This window comes from Streptomyces sp. H27-H1, from assembly GCF_026627445.1.
Lineage (GTDB): Bacteria > Actinomycetota > Actinomycetes > Streptomycetales > Streptomycetaceae > Streptomyces.
In genome coordinates this window covers 45298-62478 of record NZ_JAPNLJ010000040.1, presented here as the reverse complement: position 1 = coordinate 62478, position 17181 = coordinate 45298, and the positions used below count along the sequence as shown (strand labels likewise).

At 70.3% G+C, this 17181-nt stretch carries 13 protein-coding genes and 1 pseudogene; 8 read left to right on the top strand and 6 right to left on the bottom strand.

The features are described 5' to 3' along the window. Positions 1 to 9: 9 nt before the first annotated feature. Positions 10 to 2250: a hypothetical protein gene (locus OTB20_RS32210; protein ID WP_267822955.1), complete on the top strand. Its 2241-nt coding sequence runs from the start codon at positions 10 to 12 to the stop codon at positions 2248 to 2250. Positions 2251 to 2319: 69 nt separating this feature from the next. Here OTB20_RS32210 and OTB20_RS32205 read toward each other — a convergent pair whose 3' ends face one another. After that, positions 2320 to 2898, bottom strand: coding sequence for an HD domain-containing protein (locus tag OTB20_RS32205; RefSeq protein WP_267822953.1), 579 nt, complete (start codon positions 2896 to 2898; stop codon positions 2320 to 2322). Positions 2899 to 2910: 12 nt separating this feature from the next. Continuing rightward, a complete protein-coding gene (locus tag OTB20_RS32200) occupies positions 2911 to 4023 on the bottom strand; it encodes a transcriptional regulator (protein ID WP_267822951.1) in 1113 nt (370 codons plus the stop codon). A gap of 118 nt (positions 4024 to 4141) precedes the next feature. Between OTB20_RS32200 and OTB20_RS32195 the strand changes: the two genes are divergently transcribed. The 3 genes from OTB20_RS32195 (at position 4142) to OTB20_RS32185 (ending at position 5239) form a co-directional block, all read left to right on the top strand. Further along, the gene (locus tag OTB20_RS32195) at positions 4142 to 4468 is read left to right on the top strand and encodes a DUF6415 family natural product biosynthesis protein (protein WP_267822950.1); all 327 of its coding nucleotides are present in this window, start codon (positions 4142 to 4144) and stop codon (positions 4466 to 4468) included. A 77-nt stretch (positions 4469 to 4545) separates the two neighbouring features. Further along, complete coding sequence (locus tag OTB20_RS32190) at positions 4546 to 5088, top strand: glycine-rich domain-containing protein (RefSeq protein WP_267822948.1); 543 nt, start codon at positions 4546 to 4548, stop codon at positions 5086 to 5088. A gap of 13 nt (positions 5089 to 5101) precedes the next feature. Then, entirely contained in the window at positions 5102 to 5239 is a 138-nt protein-coding gene (locus tag OTB20_RS32185; protein WP_267822946.1) for a hypothetical protein, read from the top strand. A gap of 168 nt (positions 5240 to 5407) precedes the next feature. On the opposite strand, the pseudogene OTB20_RS32180 reads toward OTB20_RS32185, so the two are convergent. Both OTB20_RS32180 and ssd read right to left on the bottom strand, forming a co-directional pair. Continuing rightward, positions 5408 to 6040, bottom strand: a pseudogene (locus tag OTB20_RS32180) (ATPase, T2SS/T4P/T4SS family); the annotation flags it as partial. After that, positions 5998 to 7191, bottom strand: a complete 1194-nt coding sequence (gene ssd / locus OTB20_RS32175) for a septum site-determining protein Ssd (RefSeq protein ID WP_267822993.1) — start codon at positions 7189 to 7191, stop codon at positions 5998 to 6000. The pseudogene OTB20_RS32180 and the gene ssd, both read right to left, overlap by 43 nt. A 488-nt stretch (positions 7192 to 7679) precedes the next feature. On the opposite strand from ssd, the gene OTB20_RS32170 reads away from it, so the two are divergent. Further along, positions 7680 to 8549, top strand: a complete 870-nt coding sequence (locus OTB20_RS32170; RefSeq protein WP_267822944.1) for an HAD family hydrolase — start codon at positions 7680 to 7682, stop codon at positions 8547 to 8549. A 388-nt stretch (positions 8550 to 8937) separates the two neighbouring features. Here the strand turns inward: OTB20_RS32170 and OTB20_RS32165 are convergent, their stop codons facing one another. Further along, the gene (locus tag OTB20_RS32165) at positions 8938 to 9825 is read right to left on the bottom strand and encodes an oxidoreductase (RefSeq protein WP_267822942.1); all 888 of its coding nucleotides are present in this window, start codon (positions 9823 to 9825) and stop codon (positions 8938 to 8940) included. A 109-nt stretch (positions 9826 to 9934) separates the two neighbouring features. Between OTB20_RS32165 and OTB20_RS32160 the strand changes: the two genes are divergently transcribed. Further along, complete coding sequence (locus tag OTB20_RS32160; RefSeq protein ID WP_267822940.1) at positions 9935 to 10945, top strand: ATP-binding protein; 1011 nt, start codon at positions 9935 to 9937, stop codon at positions 10943 to 10945. On the opposite strand, the gene OTB20_RS32155 is transcribed toward OTB20_RS32160, so the two are convergent. Beyond that, a complete protein-coding gene (locus tag OTB20_RS32155; RefSeq protein ID WP_267822938.1) occupies positions 10899 to 12239 on the bottom strand; it encodes a hypothetical protein in 1341 nt (446 codons plus the stop codon). The two genes, OTB20_RS32160 and OTB20_RS32155, sit on opposite strands and share 47 nt — an antisense overlap. Positions 12240 to 12475: 236 nt before the next feature. Here OTB20_RS32155 and OTB20_RS32150 point away from each other — a divergent pair, with 236 nt between their 5' ends. Then, positions 12476 to 14899, top strand: coding sequence for a SulP family inorganic anion transporter (locus OTB20_RS32150; RefSeq protein WP_267822936.1), 2424 nt, complete (start codon positions 12476 to 12478; stop codon positions 14897 to 14899). 238 nt (positions 14900 to 15137) lie between these two features. Then, positions 15138 to 17141: an acetate--CoA ligase gene (gene acs, locus OTB20_RS32145; protein ID WP_267822933.1), complete on the top strand. Its 2004-nt coding sequence runs from the start codon at positions 15138 to 15140 to the stop codon at positions 17139 to 17141. The last annotated feature ends 40 nt before the right edge of the window (positions 17142 to 17181 follow it).

Here is a 17181-nt window from a genome sequence, read left to right as displayed (position 1 = left end):
GAGGCCGTCATGCCGCTGCCCACGACGCGCGTCGTGACTGGCCACTACGTCAACCCGGCGACCGGCGCCAACGCGGCCGGCCGGGTCGTCCTGTCCCCGTACCCCGGGGTGTGGACCGACGAGACCGGCAACCAGGTACTCACCGGCGGGACCACGCTCACCCTTGTCGCCGGAGCGTTCTCGCAGGCGCTGGTGACCACTGACGCCGCCGGAGTCGAGCCCGCGACGGGCAGGCTGTGGATCCTGGAGGAGCGGATCGACGGACGCCCCTACCGGCGGCGGCCGTTCGCCCTGGCCGCGGGCGTCGGCAGCATCGACGTGACCGACCTCATCGACGCAGACCCCGGGGACGTCGGCTACGTCCGAGGCCCGGAGGGCCCGGCTGGTCCCCCGGGCGCGCAGGGCCCTCCGGGGTCGAACGCGAACGCGGAGGCGTACACCGACGCCGCGATCACAGCCGAAGTCGTCCGGGCCAACGCCGCCTACGAAACCCCGGCGAGCACCGCGGCCAAGTACCTGACCAAGTCCGCCAACCTGTCCGACGTGGCCAACCCGGCGACCGCGCGCACCAACCTGGGTCTCGGCAACAGCGCGACCCGCGCCGTGGGCACGACGGCCGGCACCGTGGCTGCGGGCGACGACGCGCGGTTCTCGGCGGCCGCGCCGTGGGTGTTCGACGTCAGCGCCTACGGGGCCGTCGGCGATGTGCGGGTCGTGACCGACGGCGCGATCACTTCCGGCAGCGCGATCCTCACCAGCGCCAGCGCCCCGTTCACTGCGGCCTCGAGCCCGGTCGGCAAATCAGTGATCGTCAAGGGTGCTGCGGCGACCGGCGTCACGAGCCTGGTCACCACCATCTTGAGTAGGCAGAGCGACACCCAAGTCACCCTGTCCGCGAACGCTGCCACGACCGTGACCGGCGCGCAGGTCGTATGGGGCACCGACAACACCACCGCGATCCAGGCCGCGGTCGATGCGGCCGAGGCGTACCTCGCCGCGGGCGCCAGTTACGCACAGGTGTACACGCCGCCCCGCCCGCACCTCATCGCGGGCCCGCTCAACAACACCAAGAGCGGGAGCGGTCAGATCGTCTTCGGCGTCTACCCCGTCGCCGCGCAGAAGAAGATCATCGAGTTCCGGGGCGAGACCGACGGCGCCGCCGCGGTCCGGCACTGGCAACAGACCGTGCCACAGATGGCCGGTAGCTGCTGGGTCTCTGCGGGGGTCTACGCCTCGACCGCCGCGCAGATCAGCAGCATCAACGCGGACGGCAACCCGGGCGTGCTGTGCGGGCCGAACGAGGGCTTCGGGTACGGGGCGGCGGCGCTGTACAGCAACGTCATGCCGGTACTTCGGAACATGGCGATCCTGACCACGCACAGCAGCTTCGGCCTGACCTACGGTGCTGCCAACTTCTACGGCTGCGCCAACGCGCACGTCGAGAACCTCGGCATCGGCACGCTCGGGACGGTGGCCAGCCCGAGCACCGACTACACCTCGCCCGGCGTGTTCGGTACCGGCCTCAGCGTCGGCCTGCTGTTGCCGGCGCCGGGCAACAACGACAACGTGGTCGCGAAGAACGTGAGCATCGGCGGCGGCTACACCTACGCGATGTTCGTCACCGAACACGCCATGGTGGATCGCTACATGGCCCTCTACTGCTGGGCTGGTCTCGTCGTGGTCGGCACCTACGCCGGCTCGGTCGGCTCCGTCCACGCAATCAAGATCCTGAGCGCGTCCATCGAGGCCTGCACCAACGAGCTGTACATCATGGGCGCCGGCTCCGCGGGCATCGGGCCGATCATCGACATCGACCAGCTCAGCACCGAGTCCGGGACCCCGAACATCACGGGCAGCAGTGCGGGTGCGATGGCCGCAGCGCGCGGCGTGGTCCGTCTCACGGGTTTGTTCACGGAGTCTGGTGTCACGGTCAGCGATCCGTGCGGCATCAAGTTGATCAATGGGCAGGCCCCTTTCCCGGTCCGCGCTGTGTCTGCCGACGCAACCGTCCGCGTCATCGACGACGTCCTCCTCGTCGACGCCACCGCTGGCAACCGGGTCGTCACCCTCATCTCCGCCGTGGCCACACCGAACAGCTACACAATCAAGAAGACCGACGGCACGGCCAACACCGTCACCGTGACCCCAGCCGGCGGCCAGACCATCGACGGCGCCGCCACGAAAGTCCTCGCCGCCCAGTGGAACACGGTCACCGTCATCCCGTCCGGCGGCAACTGGCTCATCATCTGACCCGGCACACACCGCGCCCCCTCTCGCAGCCTTCGGGCCGCGGGAGGGGGCGCTTTCGTGCGTCCGAGCTCAGCCCTTCTCGCCGAGAGCTGCCCGCAGCCAGTCGAGCGTGCCCTGCCCGAGCAGCTCCTCCGCGAGCCGCTGCCCGGTCTCGGTAGTGAGTCGGGCCCGGCTGTTTTCGATCCAGCGCTGCGCTGCCTCATAGCCCTGAGCCTTGTACTCAATGCCTTGGAGCATGCACTCCAGCTTGTCCGCATCGCGCGCACAGATAGCCTCCGCCGACTCCTTACCCTCGTACTCGGCGACCAGCTCCCGGATCGTCGAGGCCAGCAGCTCGGGCATGCCCGCAGTCTGGTCGGCAGTCACCGCCTCTGGATCCGCGCTGGTCGAGTACTTCTTGCCGAGGTAGTTGACGTCCCCTGTACGGGTCTCCTGGGTGTCATGCCACACAGCAAGGAACGCCGCCCGCGCGGGGTCGGCACCCTCGAGCTTCGCGATGATCGACGCAATGAGAGAGGTCCGCCAGGAGTGCTCGGCAACGCTCTCCGGCTGCGTGACGCCCGCCATCCACCACCCCGTGCGGCGGGCCTGCTTGAGCGTGCCCGCCTCGTAGAGGAATCGGGCGACCGCGGACAGGTCATCAGCCACTATGTCTCTCCTTCACGCCTCGGCGAGGCGGATCGCGTATCGGATGCCTTCGAGTTCTCGACGCGCTCGCGTCGAGGGCTCTGCGACATCCAACAGCACTGGTAACCGGTCTCGCAGGGTGCGTCCGGCAGACGAGGTGCGCAGGAGTCCAGGACGTACAGCGAGAAGGGCCCAGAGCGTGTGGATGTTGAGTTCGAAGAAACCACGATCCGGCGCGAGGCCGGTGACGAGGTGCTTGAGCAGCTTGTGCCCGTGCCAGGTTGATGTGCCGGCGGTTGCGATGAAGTCGTCCGAGAGCTGGAGATGCGAGCTCTCGCCGATCCAGTACGCCCAGTAGTTCAGGTTCGCTGCCTCGCCTGCGTCGTCATCGTTCAGGGTGGTGGTGATGAAGTGCTGCATGCGGTCGCGGTCACCTTGCCGGGCCGCCACAGCGGCGACTGAGCGCGCTGTGAGCCACTGGGTCAGCCAGTCCCCCGGCCGCTCCGCGCGCTGCTGCTGGCTCAGCCATCCAGGGGTGTCGGGCGCATCGTCGTACCCAGCGAGGTACAAGGCCTGGCGTCGGAGGAGGAAGTCGCCGCCGTGCGCCTCCTCGGCTGTACGCCGCATCCGCCGGAAGAACCGACGCCGGTCATCTGGCGTGAGCTCGGGCCTCGTTGGCGCGGGACCGCGACGGGGCCGAGCCGGAACGTCCAGCCCACGCATCGGCTCCGGAGTGACCCCGTTCAGTGGCCAGGCCAGTACCTCGACAAGGTCGCGCTGCATGACCCACGCACCCAGTGGGCTGTCACTCGAGGGCCCGTCGTCATTGAGGACGCTGGCGAGGAGGACGTCCGCCTCTAACGCCTTGTCGAGGGCGAGGAGCAGGGCCGGGCTCACGCCCATGCGCATGAGGCGGTGCCGGTGCACCAGCATCTGCCCCACGGCTAGCGACGTTAGTGGTCGGCGCCCAGATTCCCAGCCCGCGACCGTGTCCGTGGACACCTTGAAGGCCTCAGCCAATGAGTCCTGAGTGTGGTCGAGCTGCTCGCGGATCACGCGCAATACGTAGCCGGACACTATGCCGGTTCGGCTGCGCTGTGAGTTTCCCTGACTGCTGGTCAGGGCGGTCCGGCCGGCGTTGCCCATAGAGCCTCCTCAGCCTGCATGCGGGCCCAAACTACCGGTACTCGGGGTCACTTCGCTCCCGCTAACTGGATACCTAGGCTCATCTCACCACCCGCTGACGATGGTAGGGAGCAACGGCATGAGGCCCGAGGCGCACCGGATCGACGAGCTCGTACAGCGGGCCCTGAGGCCCTACGACCAGCGACCTGACGCCGAGGGGGTGGCGCACCTCGTTGATGACCTCATCACCGCGGGGCAGGAACTGCACGCTTTGGTGTCCGCGAACGCCGAGGGTCGACGGACCGAGCGCGCGACCGCAGCTCTGGCCGAGTGGTCGTACTTCCTCGATAAGGGACCCCTCGGCCACAGCGATCACGCGAACTGGAACCACGCCCGCGGGCTCGCCCGCATCATCCGGACGATGGCGGAGGCACGCGCCGAGCAGCGTCCGGCTGGCGTCCGGTGAACGAGTACGCCCGCCAACTCGCCTACGTCCTGATCGTGCTCGGCACCCGCTGATCCGCAACTTCAAGGAGACACTCCATGAGCTGTTCCTCGCAGAAGCCGCCGCCGCCCTGCCTCTCCAAGCCGGCCGAGCCGTACCAGCCCACCGGCAGCACGGCGACCGCAGTGCGCAGCCCCCGCGCCCTGCTCAGTGACGCCGAGTTCAACGGCGTGATGCACACGGTCCTCGACAACAACCCCGGCATGGAAGCGAGCCTCTCGGCCCGGATCGTCGTCGACGCGCTGGCGTTCCTCGCCACCGCCGCCGGGACACAGCGGGGCCTGGTGCCCTCGCGCGTAGTGGATGAGGGCTGGCATGCGCTCGTCCTCCACACGGCCCTGTACCAGGCTCTGTGCGCTCGTCTCGGCGGCTTCATCCACCACGTGCCGGAGCGGCCCGACCCCGGCAACCGCGACCACGGCTCAGTCGAGCGGACCGTCGCAGCGATCGAGGCCGCGGGCTACACCGTGGACGCGGATCTGTGGCGCGGGCCGGAGGACTCCCTCGTCACCGTCGCCGCGTCCTGCCAGCACTCCCAGCCCGACGGCCCGATCGTCATCATCCCCAAGCCCAAGGGCTGAGTAGGCTTCCGCCATGACCGAATGGACAGACCCCCGGTACGCCGACGTCGTCGAGGACCTGCGCGCTATCCAGGCCGGGCAGACCCCGGACCGGCAAGGTCCTCCGCGGCCCGTTCGCGGGTTCATCGTGGCGGAGCCTGACGAGAGCTGACGCAAGACCGCCCCGGCCAGCAATCCCCCCGCTGGCCGGGGCTACTCCCTGACCAGGTCCGAGAGCGGTACGCCGATCGCTAAGCGGAGCAAAGAGCCCGGGCGGAATCCCATCCGCCCGGGCTCTTCCCTGACTACGCTCCGCAACTCCTAGCTTGAGGCGTCATAGTATGAGTTTCGGGTTTCCGGTACCCGTCCCGCCCGAGACCAGGAAGGACAGCCGGGCCTCGACCATGTCCCGCAGCAGCCGCTGCCCGCCGGGCGGCAGCGTCCCCGCGGCCACCAGCTCCTCCAGCGTGAAGGCGCGCGGCCGCACCACCCGCAGGGACAGGCACGCCGATCCGACGGCCACCGGAGGCAGTACGGCGTGCAACCGGGCGCCGTCGGGCATCCGGGCGTCCACCCAGGGCCGGGCGTCGTCGAGACGGCGTCCGGCGACGGCGGCGAGCCGCTGGGCGAGCCTGCGCACGGCGGCGGCGTCCGCGAAGGTCACCCCGGTCAGCTCCAGCCCGCCGCCGCGGTCCACCCACACCCGGTCGGGGGCGGCCACCAGGACGTCGGTGACCTCGGGGTCGGCGAGCAGTGCCTCCAGCGGGCCCGCGCCGACCAGTTCGGACCTCAATTCGGCGGCGACACCGAGCACTTCCGCGTCGCCCAGCAGTCGGCCCTGGGCCCGCAGGGCCGCCGCCACCCGTGCCGGGGTGGGCTCCGCCCCGCTCTCGGCGAGCCGCTGGCGCACCGCGTCGAGGAGTACGGCGCTCATACCGCCACCCCCTGGGCGGAGCCGAGCGCGCGCTGCCAGAAGCCGTCGCAGAAGCGCGCGAGGGCGCCCCGGCCGTGCGATCCCGGGGGCTCGCCCTCGGCCACCCGTCCCGGAAGCCCCACCTCGACCGGCACTTCGCCGGCCAGCGGCACCCCCAGCAGCCCTGCGACCGCTTCCGCGTCGAGTCCGCCGGGTACCCGGCCCCGTACGACCACGCGGACGTCGCGGGCCACCATGCGGACTCCGGCGGCCACCCGGCCTGCCGCGGCCACCGCCCGCAGCTCTCCCCGCACCACCATCAGCACCAGGTCCAGCTGCGCGAGCACCTCGGCCACGGCTTCGTCGACCCGGCGCGGGAGGTCGACCACGACGACCCCGCCCCGGCGTCGCGCTGCCGCCAGCACCGAGCGCATCGCGGCGGGCGGCACCACCACCCGGTCCCCGCGGTCCCAGCTGAGCACCCGCAGGGCGTGCAGCTCGGGCAGGGATTCCGCCAGGGCTCCGGCGCCGACCCGGCCGCGCGAGCCGGCGAAGTCGGGCCAGCGCAGCCCATCGGCGCCTTCGCCTCCGAGGAGGACGTCGATTCCGCCGCCGAGGGGGTCGCCGTCGATGAGGATGGTCCGCTCTCCGGCCCGGGCGGCCCGCAGGGCCAGGGCGCAGGCGAGGGTGGAGGCTCCGGCTCCGCCACTGCCCCCGATGACCCCGACGGTGAGGGCGGGCCGCCCTGCCCCCTCCACCACGTCGGCGATCCGGTCGACGAGCCGGCCCTCGGCGTCGGGGAGGGTCAGCACCTCCTCGGCGCCGATCTCCACCGCCCGCTGCCATACCCGGGGGTCGTCCAGATCCCGGCCGACGAGGAAGACCCCGTCCCGCCGGGGTGCGCCGCGCACCCGCCGGGCGGCGTCGTCGCCGACCAGGACGAGGGGAGCCGACTCCCAGCCGACACCCGCGACACCCGCGACATCCGCGCCACGCCCGGCGCCCGCGCCGCTGCCGTCACCGCTGCCGTCACCACCGGCGACGCTTTGCTCGGGCACCGCATGGTGCACATGCGGCTCGGCCCCGGCGGCGGCGCACAGCCGCAGCAGGTCGTCGAGCAGCAGGGGGTCCTCGGTGATGATCAGTGGTCGCCCGCCGGCGGCAACAGGCCTACCGGCACCGGGATTCAGCCCGTCCCCGCCCGCCACCACGAGATCCCGGACTTCACACGACTTCGATCCAGCCACGATCTCCGCCTCCTTCTCACCGCAAATCCAGCGCCGCGGACTTCGCGGCCGGAATCACCGTGACGGGATCGGGAAAAAGAAGTGGATCTTGCTCGAAAACCGTGGACAGCCTGCCCGTTGTGAATAACTCGCTCACCCCAACAGGTGAGTTCCGGTGCGCGCCGGAACGACTACACACCGTGACGAGTTCGGGAGGGTGAGGGCCTTCGCCGTGCGGGCCCCCGGAAGGGGAGGAGACCCGAGGAATGATCACTCAGGGTCGAAAGCGGGGACGCAAACCGCGTCCGGACATGCGACGACCCCCGCCGGGGGGGAGAGCGGGGGTCGTCCCCACGGTCCGACTCGGGGGGGGAGGAGCCAGACCGGGTTAGCACGGTCGCGAACGATCCGTGACTTCCATGGTGTACCCGAGAGGCTTCTCAAGCAAACCCACGCGCCGGACTTTACGCCGAATGGTGGGCGCCTATGCTCGGGGCGTGGAAAACCAGCCCTTGCCGCACTCCTTGCCTCGCACCGCAGCCTTCTTCGACCTGGACAAGACGGTCATTGCGAAGTCGAGCACTCTGACGTTCAGCAAGTCCTTCTACCAGGGCGGCCTGATCAACCGAAGGGCTGTGCTGCGCACCGCCTACACGCAGTTCATCTATCTGGCCGGCGGCGCCGACCACGATCAGATGGAACGGATGCGGGAGTACCTGTCCGCCCTCTGCAAGGGGTGGAACGTGCAGCAGGTCCGGGAGATCGTCGCCGAGACCCTGCACGACCTCATCGACCCGCTGATCTACGACGAGGCCGCCTCCCTCATCGAGGCCCACCACACCGCGGGCCGCGACGTGGTGATCGTGTCCACCTCCGGCGCCGAAGTCGTCGAGCCCATCGGCGAGATGCTGGGCGCCGACCGCGTCGTCGCCACCCGGATGGTGGTGGGCGAGGACGGCTGCTTCACCGGCGAGATCGAGTACTACGCCTACGGACCCACGAAGGCCGAGGCCGTACGGGAACTCGCGGAGTCCGAGGGGTACGACCTCGCGCGCTGCTACGCGTACAGCGACTCGGTCACCGACATCCCGATGCTCGAGGCGGTCGGACACCCGCACGCGGTCAACCCCGACCGGGCACTGCGGCGGGAGGCAGTGGCGCGGGAGTGGCCGGTGCTGGTGTTCAACAAGCCCGTACGGCTCAAGCAGCGGCTGCCGGGACTGTCGATGCCCGCGCGGCCCGCCCTGGTCGCCGCCGCCGCGGTGGGCGCCGCCGCTGCCACCGCCGGACTGGTCTGGTACGCGAGCCGCCGGCGTGCGCTGGCCGCCGCTGCATCCAGCTGACCTGCGAGAACGCCGAATGTCCGGTACCTCCGCAATAGGCCCGTAAAGGCCGGTAAAGCAAAGAAATGCGGCCAGGGGTTTCGCTCCACTCCGAAGCGGAGTACAAAGGAATCAACGGCCCGCGAGACCAAAGAACATCCGAGAGGATCATCTTTAAAACGCAGTAAGGCCCACGGACCGAAGCATGAGCGCCGAGCACCCACGCGACGTCGACCCGTCGATTACGGGCCAGCCGCACCAGGTAACGGGCAGAGTTCCCGACCTGATGGGCATACATCGAGGACGCTTGGTAACTGGGCGCAAATGCCAGCGGCGACACCAGCAGCACGGTGTCGCCGCAACCCATGTCCGGCCCCGGCGGGCGCCCCGGTCCGCCGCCGGACCCGCGTCAGGCCGCGCCGCGCTGGAGCGCCTCGCAGACCGCCGTCGACTCGCGAACGCCGAGCTCGACCGCGCGGCCGCAGTGCGCGATCCAGGCGGACATCCCCTCCGCGGTCCCGGAGACGTAGCCCCCGAAGGCCTCCACATAGGCCTCCCGGCCCTGTTCCGCATGGCCGGCCTCCGCCGGGCAGATCGCCTTCGGGTCCAGGCCGCTGTTGATCAGCACGATCCGCTCCGCAGTCCGCGCGACCAGGCCGTTGTACGAACCGAACGGACGCAGCGCGAGCAGCTCGCCGTGCACCACCGCCGCCGTGATCAGCGCCGGAGCGGAGCCGCCCGCGATGATCAGGCGGGAGAGCCCGTCCAGCCGGCCCGCCACCTCCTGGGCGTCGGGCAGCGGCAGGTCGATCAACGGCTCGTCCACCGGCTCACCGGCCAGGCGGGGCCGGCCGACCACATCGCCGTCGGCCGTGGAGCCCGAGGCCACCAGGTGGAGCCGCGCCAGGACCCGTAGCGGCGACTGGCGCCAGATGCTCAGCAGCTGGCCGGCCTCCGCCGTCAGCCGCAGGGCGGCGCCCACCGTGCGCGCCTGCGGTTCCGAGCCGAAGTCGGTCCGGCGGCGGACCTCCTCCAGCGCCCAGTCGGCGCCGGACAGCGCCGCACTCCCGCGCGCGGCGCGCAGTGCCGCCTCCGAGGTGATCTCCCCGGCGCGGCGCCGCATGACGCGGTGGCCGTAGACCCGGTCCACGGCCTTGCGCACGGAATCCACGGACTCGGCGACACCCGGCAGACCGGCCAGCGGTGCGAGCGGGTCGGCGGCGGCCCCGGAGGAGGCCGAAGCGGCGGCAGCGGAGGAAGAGGCGGAACCGGCGGCGGAAGCAGAAGCGCTACTCATAAGTAGGGAGCCTACGCACTGCTTCCCCATAGCACCGACCCCTCCTTGGAGTGGTCTTCTTCACTCAGGCACACAACACACAGCCACCGACCCACTACGCTTTGTGAACATGAAGATCGCTTTCGTGGGGAAGGGCGGCAGCGGCAAGACCACGCTGTCCTCCCTTTTCATCCGCCACCTCGCCGCCAATGAAGCCCGTGTCGTCGCGGTGGACGCCGACATCAACCAGCACCTGGGCGCCGCGCTCGGACTCAGCGAGGACGAGGCGGCCTCGCTGCCCGCGCTGGGCGCGCACCTGCCCCTCATCAAGGAGTACCTGCGGGGCTCCAACCCGCGCATCGCCTCCGCCGACACGATGATCAAGACCACTCCGCCCGGCACCGGCTCCCGACTGCTGCGCGTCGACGAGGACAACCCCGTCTACGACGCCTGCGCGCGCACCCTGACGCTCGACGGCGAGTCCGTGCGGCTGATGGCGACGGGGCCGTTCACCGAGTCCGACCTGGGCGTGGCCTGCTACCACTCGAAGGTCGGCGCGGTGGAGCTCTGCCTCAACCACCTCGCCGACGGCCCGGACGAGTACGTCGTCGTCGACATGACGGCCGGTTCGGACTCCTTCGCCTCCGGCATGTTCACCCGCTTCGACGTGACCTTCCTGGTCGCCGAGCCGACTCGCAAGGGCATCTCCGTCTACCGCCAGTACAAGGAGTACGCGCGGGACTTCGGGATCACGTTGAAGGTCGTGGGCAACAAGGTGCAGGGACCGGAGGACATCGAGTTCCTCCAGGACGAGGCCGGCGACGACCTGCTGGTGACGGTCGGGCACTCGGACTGGGTGCGGGCGATGGAGAAGGGCCGCCCGGCCGCCTTCGAGCTGCTGGAGGCCACCAACCGGCTGGCCCTGCAGGCACTGCAGGACGCGGCCGACGACTCCTACGCGCTCCGCGACTGGGAGCGGTACACGGAGCAGATGGTCCACTTCCACCTGCGCAACGCGGAGAGCTGGGGCAACACGAAGACCGGGATCGACCTGGCGGAGCAGGTCGATCCCGGTTTCGTCCTACGGGAGCTGCTCACTCCTCGTTCTGACTCGCTTCAGCCGGCTCCGCAGCCGGCTTGACCCCGGCGGGGGCGGCCGGCTTGGCCGGCGGCCCCGCCGTCAGGAATTTGTTCCAGCCCTCCTTCGGCGTCTCGCCGACGCCGAGGGTGCGCATCCACTCCAGGGCCTTCGGGTCCTGGGCGTCCAGCCAGTCCACCAGCTCACGGAAGGGCACGCAGCGGACTTCCTTCTGCGTGCACATGGTCTTGATGGAGTCCTCGACGGCACGCATGTAGGTGCCGCCGTTCCAGGACTCGAAGTGGTTGCCGATGATCAGCGGCGCCCGGTTGCCCTGGTAGGTCCGCTCGAAGGCCTTGACCAGGCCGTCGCGCATCTGCTCGCCCCAGTACTCGTGCTGGGAGGGATCGCCCTGCGTGGTCGTACCGGACTGGTTGACCAGGTAGTTGTAGTCCATGCTGAGCGTTTCGAAGGCGCGGCCCGGCATGGGGACCAGCTGCAGCGGGATGTCCCAGAGGCCGTCCGTCTTCTTCGGCCAGATCTGCTTGCTGATGCCGCTGGAGTCGTAGCGGAAGCCGCCCATCTCCTTGGCCGCCAGCATGAAGTTCTTCTGGCCTTCGAGGCAGGGGGTGCGGGCCCCGATCATCTCCTTGTCGTAGTCGAACGGGAGCGCCTCCATGCCCTTGAGGGCCGGCGAGTTCGTCTTCCAGTTCTTGACGAACGACTTCGCCTGGTTGATCTCGCTCTTCCACTCCTCCACGGACCAGGTCCCGACACCGCCCTCGGGTCCGCAGAAGTGGCCGTTGAAGTGGGTGCCGACCTCGTTGCCCTCCAGCCAGGCCTCGCGCACCTGGGTGGCGGTGTCCTTGATGCCCTGGGGGTCACCGAAGCCGATGTCGGACCGGCCCGAGGAGTGCTGGGGCGCGGTGTAGAGGGAACGCTTCTCCTCCGGGAGCATGTACACGCCGCTGAGGAAGTACGTCATGCGCGCGTTGTACTTCTTGCCGACCTCACGGAAATGCGAGAAGAGCTTCTGGCTGTCCTCTCCCGCTCCGTCCCACGAATACACGACGAACTGCGGCGGCTTTTCGCCGGGCTTCAGCTTCTCCGACTTCTTCACGTTCGGCTGCAGGCCCGTGTACGCGGTCGAGCCGTCACCGATGGGCCGGTTGACGCTGCCCGGCGCCGGGGCCTGTGGGACGGCCGCGCCCTTCTTGGCCGCCTGGCCTCCGGGGGCCGGGCGACTGGTGGGCTCCGAGGTGCTGCACCCGGCCACTCCCAGGACCAGCGCCGTGGCGACCAGACCGCCGGCGATCCTCTTCGTGCCGCCGGCGGCCTTCTTCTTGGTGGCAGTCATCCGCCGCACCTCTTCCCTCGCAGTTCCCTCGCAGGACTTCCGTGCCGCAACGTCCCACGCGGTCCGTTTTAAGGAAGGTGTGACAAGCCGGACTAAATGCCTAATCACTCGTGAGCGTTAATTCCTAGGCCGTTTGCCCGCATTGCCCCCCACTGGCCTTTACTCTCCATTACCTTTCATTTACCGAGTGTTGAGAATCCCGCCGCTTCACCCCTCCCCCGAGGAGACGGGACCTGATGACCGCCAGCCCCGCACCCACTCCCCCTCCCCCCTCCAAAGGCCTGCCGGCCGGCCCGTCGGCCTGCTTGCCGACCGGGCGCCCGTCCGGTCTGCACGCCGATCTCTCCGCCTCCGTCGCCGTCTTCCTGATCGCCCTGCCGCTCTCCCTCGGCATCGCCCTGGCCACCGGCGCACCGCTCCAGGCGGGTCTCGTCGCCGCGGCCGTCGGCGGGATCGTGGCCGGACGGCTCGGCGGAACGCCCCTCCAGGTGAGCGGCCCGGCGACCGGACTCACCGTCGTCACCGCCGAGTTGATCCAGCACTACGGATGGCGCACCACCTGCGCCATCACGGTGCTCGCCGGGCTGTGCCAGCTGGGCCTGGCCGCGCTGCGGACCGCCCGGTCCGCGCTGATGGTCAGCCCGGCCATCGTCCACGGGATGCTCGCCGGCGTCGGAGTCACGATCGCGCTGGCGCAGCTGCACATCGTGCTCGGCGGCACCCCGCAGAGCTCCGCCCTGGCCAATGTCCGCGGCCTGCCCAACCAGTTGGCCGATCTGCATCCCGCCGCGCTCGGTGTCAGCGTGCTCACCCTGGCCGTCCTGTTCTGCTGGCCACGGCTGCCGGGCCGCACCGGGCGGTACCTGCGCAAGATCCCCGCCGCGCTGGCCGCCGTCGCCGTCGCCACGGCCTGCGCCGCCTTCGCCGGGCTCACCCTGCCCCGCGTGGACCTGCCGTCCTGGCGCAGCCACGCGCTGGCCGGGCTGCCCGAGGGCCCGGTCCTCGGCATCCTCGCCGCCGTGCTGACCATCACCCTGGTCGGCAGCGTGGAATCACTGCTCTCGGCAGTGGCGACCGACAAGCTCATCGCCACCCAGCGGGCCCCGGAGGGTCGCCCCGCACGGTCCGACCTCAACCGCGAACTGCGCGGACAGGGCGCGGCGAACATCGTCTCCGGGGCACTGGGCGGACTGCCCGTCGCGGGAGGCGCCGTCCGCAGCATGGCGAACGTCAAGGCCGGGGCCGTCAGCCGCCGGTCGGTCATGCTGCACGGGCTGTGGGTGCTGATCGCCGCCGGGCTGCTGGTACCCGCCCTCGACCTGATCCCGCTCGCCGCGCTCGCCGCCCTGGTGATGGCGGTGGGCGTGCAGATGGTGAACGCCACGCACCTGCGCACCGTCACCCGGCACCGCGAGTTCCTGGTCTACGCGACGACCATCGTGGCCGTGGTGCTCGGCGGGGTCCTGGAGGGCGTCGCCATCGGCATCGCGATGGCCGTCGCCCTGGCCCTGCACCGCCTCGCCCGGACCCGGATCACCGTCGAACAACTCGACAGCGGGGTCCACCGGGTGTGGGCCCGAGGGCAGTTGACCTTCCTCGCGGTCCCGCGGCTGAGCCGGGTGCTGAACCAGATCCCGCACACCGCGCACGCCGTCGTCGAACTGGACGGCTCGTTCATGGACCACGCCGCCTACGAGACCCTCCAGGACTGGCAGGACTCCCATCTGGCCCACGGCGGCTCGCTGGAGGTCACCGGCCGGTCAGGGGCCAGGATCGCCGAAGCCGAGCAGGCCCAGCGGGCCCAGCGGGCCGAGCGGGGTGAGCGGGCCGAGCAGCGCGGGGACCACCAGTGCTGCCGGCCCTGGACCCCGTGGCAGAACCACTGCGACCACCGCGGCACGGTTGCCCGTACACCCCAGACGGTGGCCGTGGCCGCGGCCGCGCCCCCCGTCCCCGCCGTACCGGCCGGCCCCCGCAGGCGCGGCGCCGGTCAACTGGCCAACGGAATCAGCGCATTCCAGCGGGACACCGCCCCGCACGTCCGTGAGGAGCTGGCCCGGCTGGCCCGGGAGGGGCAGCGGCCCTCGCAGCTCTTCCTGACCTGTGCGGACTCCCGACTGGTGACCAGCATGATCACGGCCAGTGGACCGGGAGACCTGTTCACGGTCCGCAACGTCGGCAATCTCGTCCCGCTCCCGGGGGCCGAGTCCACGGACGATTCCGTCGCGGCGGCCATCGAGTACGCCGTGGACGTCCTGCAGGTGGACAGCATCACCGTGTGCGGGCACTCGGGGTGCGGGGCCATGCAGGCGCTGCTCAATTCCGCGCCCGGGGTGCCCATGACCCCGTTGCGGCGGTGGCTTCGGCACGGACTGCCGAGCCTGGAGCGGATGGCCAGCCGCCACCACGCCTGGGCGCGGATCTCCGGGAGGCTGCCGGCGGACGCCGTGGAGCAGCTGTGCCTGACCAATGTCGTGCAGCAGCTGGAGCACCTGCGGGCCCATGAATCGGTGGCCCGGCGGCTCGCCGAGGGCACGCTGGAGCTGCACGGGATGTACTTCCACGTCGGCGAGGCCCAGGCGTACCTGCTGTCGGAGGGGGAGGACTTCTTCGACTGCCGGGTCTTCGACACCGTCGGAGCGGGTGCGCTGCGCGGCTGACCGCCCGCCCCCGGTCAGGAGCCGCCGTCGGATCCGCCCGCCGGATCTCCCCGCTGGGGCTCCCACCAGCGATTCCCGTTCGAGCGGGAGCTTTGAACCGATAGCCTCCCGTATCCGTGCCACTGAGTGGCCCCTTCCCGCCCCCTTCGGCGGGCGGGGGCCACTCGCGCGTGGGCCCAGGCGAGTAATAGGTCTACACCAATTCCCGGCTACCCCTTGTCACCTGGGCCATTGACTGATGAGCTATGCCGGGGACACAACGGACACCCTGGGAAAGGGATATGTCGTGAGCAACGAGAGCCTGGCCAATCTGCTCAAGGAGGAGCGGCGGTTCGTACCGCCTGCCGATCTGGCCGCCGCCGCCAACGTGACAGAGGCCGCGTACGCACAGGCCGACGCGGACCGGCTGGGCTTCTGGGCCGAGCAGGCGCGGCGGCTGAGCTGGGACACCGAGCCCACGCAGACGCTCGACTGGACCAACCCGCCCTTCGCGAAGTGGTTCGCGGACGGCAAGCTGAACGTCGCGTACAACTGCGTGGACCGCCACGTCGAGGCCGGCAACGGCGACCGTGTGGCCATCCATTTCGAGGGCGAGCCCGGCGACAGCCGCTCGATCACCTACGCCGAGCTCAAGGACGAGGTCTCCAAGGCCGCGAACGCCCTGACCGAGCTGGGCGTACAGGCCGGCGACCGGATCGCCGTCTACCTGCCGATGATTCCCGAGGCGGTCGTCGCGATGCTCGCGTGCGCCCGCGTCGGCGCCGCGCACTCCGTGGTCTTCGGCGGTTTCTCCGCCGACGCCGTCGCCTCCCGCATCCAGGACGCCGACGCCAAGCTGGTCATCACCGCGGACGGCGGCTACCGCCGCGGCAAGCCTTCGGCGCTGAAGCCCGCCATCGACGAGGCCGTCGCCAAGTGCCCGCAGGTCGAACACGTCCTCGTGGTGCGCCGCACCGGCCAGGACACCGCCTTCACCGAGGGCCGCGACGTCTGGTGGCACGAGATCGTCGACCGCCAGAGCGCCGAGCACGCGCCCCGCGCCTTCGACGCCGAGCACCCGCTCTTCATCCTCTACACCTCGGGGACGACGGGTAAGCCCAAGGGCATCCTGCACACTTCTGGCGGCTACCTCACGCAGACCGCGTACACCCACCACGCGGTGTTCGACCTGAAGCCGGAGAGCGACGTCTACTGGTGCACCGCCGACATCGGCTGGGTGACCGGGCACTCGTACATCGTCTACGGGCCGCTCGCCAACGGCGCCACCCAGGTGATGTACGAGGGCACGCCGGACACCCCGCACCAGGGCCGGTTCTGGGAGGTCGTGCAGAAGTACGGCGTCACCATCCTCTACACCGCGCCCACGGCGATCCGGACGTTCATGAAGTGGGGAGACGACATCCCCGCGAAGTTCGACCTGTCGAGCCTGCGCGTACTGGGCTCGGTCGGCGAGCCGATCAACCCCGAGGCCTGGATCTGGTACCGCAAGCACATCGGCGGTGACCGCTGCCCGATCGTGGACACCTGGTGGCAGACCGAGACCGGCGCGATGATGATCTCCCCGCTGCCCGGAGTCACCCAGACCAAGCCCGGTTCGGCGCAGCGCGCGCTGCCCGGCATCGCCGCCACCGTCGTGGACGACGAGGCGAACGAGGTCCCGAACGGCGGGGGCGGCTACCTGGTCCTCACCGAGCCGTGGCCGTCGATGCTGCGCACCATCTGGGGCGACGACCAGCGGTTCATCGACACCTACTGGTCCCGCTTCCCGGGCAAGTACTTCGCGGGCGACGGCGCCAAGAAGGACGATGACGGCGACATCTGGCTGCTCGGCCGGGTGGACGACGTGATGCTGGTGTCCGGCCACAACATCTCGACCACCGAGGTGGAGTCGGCGCTCGTCTCGCACCCCTCGGTCGCCGAGGCGGCGGTCGTCGGCGCGAACGACGAGACCACCGGCCAGGCCATCGTGGCCTTCGTCATCCTGCGCGGCAGCGCCACCGAGACGGACACGCTGGTAGGTGAGCTGCGCAACCACGTGGGTGCCACGCTCGGGCCGATCGCCAAGCCGAAGCGGATCCTGCCGGTGCAGGAGCTGCCGAAGACCCGCTCGGGCAAGATCATGCGCCGCCTGCTGCGCGACGTGGCCGAGAACCGCGCGGTCGGTGACGTCACCACGCTCGCGGACTCCTCGGTCATGGACCTGATCCAGAGCAAGCTGCCGGCGGCCGGCAGCGAGGACTGAGGTCCCACCCGGCACCACCCACCTGTGCGACACGGTGGGA

Bases quoted from the DNA above. Each gene is read 5' to 3' on its own strand.
- OTB20_RS32210 (WP_267822955.1), top strand. From the start codon at position 10: ATGCCGCTGCCCACGACGCGCGTCGTGACTGGCCACTACGTCAACCCG.
- OTB20_RS32200 (WP_267822951.1), bottom strand. From the start codon at position 4,023: ATGGGCAACGCCGGCCGGACCGCCCTGACCAGCAGTCAGGGAAACTCA.
- OTB20_RS32195 (WP_267822950.1), top strand. From the start codon at position 4,142: ATGAGGCCCGAGGCGCACCGGATCGACGAGCTCGTACAGCGGGCCCTG.
- OTB20_RS32190 (WP_267822948.1), top strand. From the start codon at position 4,546: ATGAGCTGTTCCTCGCAGAAGCCGCCGCCGCCCTGCCTCTCCAAGCCG.
- OTB20_RS32185 (WP_267822946.1), top strand. From the start codon at position 5,102: ATGACCGAATGGACAGACCCCCGGTACGCCGACGTCGTCGAGGACCTG.
- OTB20_RS32170 (WP_267822944.1), top strand. From the start codon at position 7,680: ATGGTGGGCGCCTATGCTCGGGGCGTGGAAAACCAGCCCTTGCCGCAC.
- OTB20_RS32165 (WP_267822942.1), bottom strand. From the start codon at position 9,825: ATGAGTAGCGCTTCTGCTTCCGCCGCCGGTTCCGCCTCTTCCTCCGCT.
- OTB20_RS32160 (WP_267822940.1), top strand. From the start codon at position 9,935: ATGAAGATCGCTTTCGTGGGGAAGGGCGGCAGCGGCAAGACCACGCTG.
- OTB20_RS32155 (WP_267822938.1), bottom strand. From the start codon at position 12,239: ATGACTGCCACCAAGAAGAAGGCCGCCGGCGGCACGAAGAGGATCGCC.
- OTB20_RS32150 (WP_267822936.1), top strand. From the start codon at position 12,476: ATGACCGCCAGCCCCGCACCCACTCCCCCTCCCCCCTCCAAAGGCCTG.
- acs (WP_267822933.1), top strand. From the start codon at position 15,138: ATGAGCTATGCCGGGGACACAACGGACACCCTGGGAAAGGGATATGTC.